This is a genomic window from Pseudomonas sp. SDT291_1_S447, assembly GCF_054070155.1.
Genome location: NZ_JBSVXS010000237.1, coordinates 1 through 2977, shown reverse-complemented (window position 1 = coordinate 2977; position 2977 = coordinate 1). Strand labels below are relative to the sequence as shown.

The following is a 2977-nucleotide window of genomic DNA, read 5'->3' as shown; positions in this document are numbered from 1 at the left end:
TCCCGGAGGGAGAGGGGACTGATTGAGGCGGATGTTTGAGGCACGCCGACCTGCGGTACCGAGTCGAACTCAGACGTTGAAAAGCACAAAGATTGGCTCCCTTTCCCCCTCGCCCCCCTTGGGGGAGAGGGCTGGGGTGAGGGGGTAAATCTCCCAGACACCACAAAAACTAAGCAATCACCTCAACCACCGGCATCCGCCACTTCTGCTCAACCACTTCTTGCTTCGGCCCATACAAGCGCAAAATCACATTAAACGCCCCAGCCTGCGGCGTCGGCAGCCAATTACTCTCCTCCCCCGCCCCAGGCGAATTCGCCTGCATCCATAACGTCAGCCCGCCATCAGCATCCCGCTGCAATTGATCCCGACTGCTCAAGCAATACCGATCAAGCAGATTCGCCACCAACTGCCGATCCGGCAAGTCATACAACGTCAGCGACCAGAACTCACTGGCCGGCGGCAATTGCCCCGGCGCGAAACGCAGGCGATAACGTCGCCCACCCTGCAACGGCTGCCCCTGATTATCCAGGCGGCTATCGGTATAAAACGCCTCCTCGACACTGTTACCGTAGATCCCCAGATACGCCCCCACTGCACGATTCAGATAATTGCCATGCATTGCCTCGCGGTTACCAAACAGGCCAAGCGTGGTGCGTGTTTTCGCGGCGGTTTCTTGCAGTTGCGCTTGTGCCTGTCTGATACCCGCTGCAATCGCTTGCTGCTTCTCGACAGGCAAAGCCGCGAAATCAAACGCCTGCCCCGGCACAATGCCGATCCGTGCGAAGCGTTCGCGCAATGCTTGCTCCGCCGGTGGCGTCGGGCATAGCGCGAGAATCTGATTAAGCACCGCGATAAACGCCTGCCCCAACCCGGTTTTGCTGTCCCACACCGGCCAGTCAATCGCCGGCGCCGCAAGCGGGTTCGGGCTGCCGGTATACTCATGCAACCCACGCAAACGGTATTGCTGCTGCAACGCGCGCACTGCCGGCATGTCGTCGGCGTTTTTCAACCCGGTACGCGCGAGCACCATGACAATCTCGGTTTCACTGCGCAGCACGGCTTTGATACCGCCCGGCGTCGGCCCCTGCCAGCTCGGCCCGGTGATCAAGTAATCCCCCGCCTCGCGCCCGGTGCTGAGCACGCCAACATAGGCAAAGTTATGCGTGTACTGATCGACCAGTTGATGCACGTAATAACGATCGGCATCCACCGCCGGCACGCTCAACACTTGCGGCTCGCTGCGCAGATCGAGCCAGGCCCAGGAGTAAGGCGTGTCGTTGTTCGGCGTGACGATTTCGCGATTGGCCGGGGTGTAGAGCTGGCTGTAATGGCGGAAACGATTGAAGCCGCCAAGGTACTCCGCCGCGCTCGGATCAAGCCGTTGTTTCTCCATCGTCTGGTAATGCATCAGCATCGGAAAAGCATAGATCCACGCCTCCTGCACTACCGCTTGCGTTTCATCGGCCAGCAACCAGCGCGGCATCATCAGCCCGCCTCCGAGCACACTCATGCCGCCCAGCATCTCGCGGCGATTGATCGTCAGGCTCATGGCTCGGCCCTCGCAATCGTCGGCAACTGATAACTGCCATCCAGCGCAGCGGCTTGCGGCAGGTACAGACGCAGCAGGAGGTTGAACGGGCCTTGTGGCGTCGGCAACCAGTTGCCCTGCTCGCCCTGCGCCGGTGCGTCCGGTTGCAGCAACAAGGTCAGGCCGCCGTCGGCGTCGTAGTGCAAATCGGCGCTGCGATCACCCAAGGCGTAACGCCCGATGGCATTGCTCGCGAGCAACTGGGTTTTGCCGTCGTACAGCGTCAGCGACCAGAACGCGTTAACCGGCGGTAACTGCCCGGCGGGGAAATGCAGGCGATACGCCTGGCGACCGTCGAGCAACTGGCCTTCGGCATCATGCAGGGCCATCGGGTAAACCGCTTCGACCGCGTCGTTGGCGTAGATGTAGCGCCATGCGACGGCAGCGCGGGTCAGGTCATCGTCGGCGAATTTGCCGATGTTGGTCGGTGATGGAAACCAGCCGCTCTGTTCTTTCGACAGTTGACTGGAGGCGGCGCGAACCTGCTCGCGGCCTGCTTCGGCGCCTTCTGCGATGGCTTGGCGAAGGCTGTCGGCCGGTGCGAACGCGGCGCCGGGCAACACGCCAATCGCGGCAAATCGAGCGAGTTTCGTTTGCTCGCTGGCCGTCCATTGATGCAACGGCGCCAAGGCATTGAAGGTGTTGAACAGGGCCTGCGCTTCGCCGTGTTTGGTGTCCGGATACGCCGGCAAATGCAACGGCGCAGGCGCGTCGGGTGCAGTGCTGTTGGAGGCGCGGGACAGCGGTTGCAAGGCATACCCCATCAACACTTTGGCGGCGTCTTTTTGATCGGCCTCGCCTTTGACTTCGGTGCGACCGAGCAAAAACACCACGCGGCTTGGCGAACGAATCAAGCCGTTGAAACCGGTCGGCGCTGGACCCTTCCAGTCTGGCCCGACGATCAGATAGCGCCCAGCCTGATTGCCGGTGGCGCGAGTGCCGATGTAGTCGAGGTTGTCGGTGCGCAGGTCGACCAACTGGAAGCTGTAGTAGCGATCCTCGATCGCTGGCACTTGCAGCACCATCGGCTCGGCGCGCAGGTCAAGCAAGGCGCGGGAGTAGAAGGTGTCGTTGTTTGGCGAGACCACTTTGTTGTCTTGCGGGCCGAGCAGACGCGGTTCGCTGTAGAGGCGATTGAACGGCAGCCTGGCGTTGATCGCGGTGAGCACTTTGTCGTGTTCGACGGTGGCGTAGGCGAACACGTAAGCCTCTTGTGCGAGGGCTTTGGCCTGGCTCACATCAAGGTCAGCAGCGTGTACGGTGCCGAGGCTGGCGCCGACCGCTAGAGCGGAAATCCAGTGACGCATAAACAATCTCCAGACAGAAACAAATCCCTGTAGGAGCTGCCGAAGGTTGCGATCTTTTGATGTGGTTTTTTAAGATCAAAAG

Annotated in this window: 2 protein-coding genes; both read right to left on the bottom strand. The window is 60.8% G+C overall.

The window, feature by feature from the left end:
- Positions 1-169: 169 nt before the first annotated feature.
- The gene (locus tag ACW9IR_RS29115; RefSeq protein ID WP_457466053.1) at positions 170-1549 is read right to left on the bottom strand and encodes a DUF1254 domain-containing protein; all 1380 of its coding nucleotides are present in this window, start codon (positions 1547-1549) and stop codon (positions 170-172) included.
- Positions 1546-2895: a DUF1254 domain-containing protein gene (locus ACW9IR_RS29110; RefSeq protein ID WP_457466051.1), complete on the bottom strand. Its 1350-nt coding sequence runs from the start codon at positions 2893-2895 to the stop codon at positions 1546-1548. The genes ACW9IR_RS29115 and ACW9IR_RS29110 overlap by 4 nt, the downstream gene beginning before the upstream one ends.
- Positions 2896-2977: the final 82 nt, after the last annotated feature.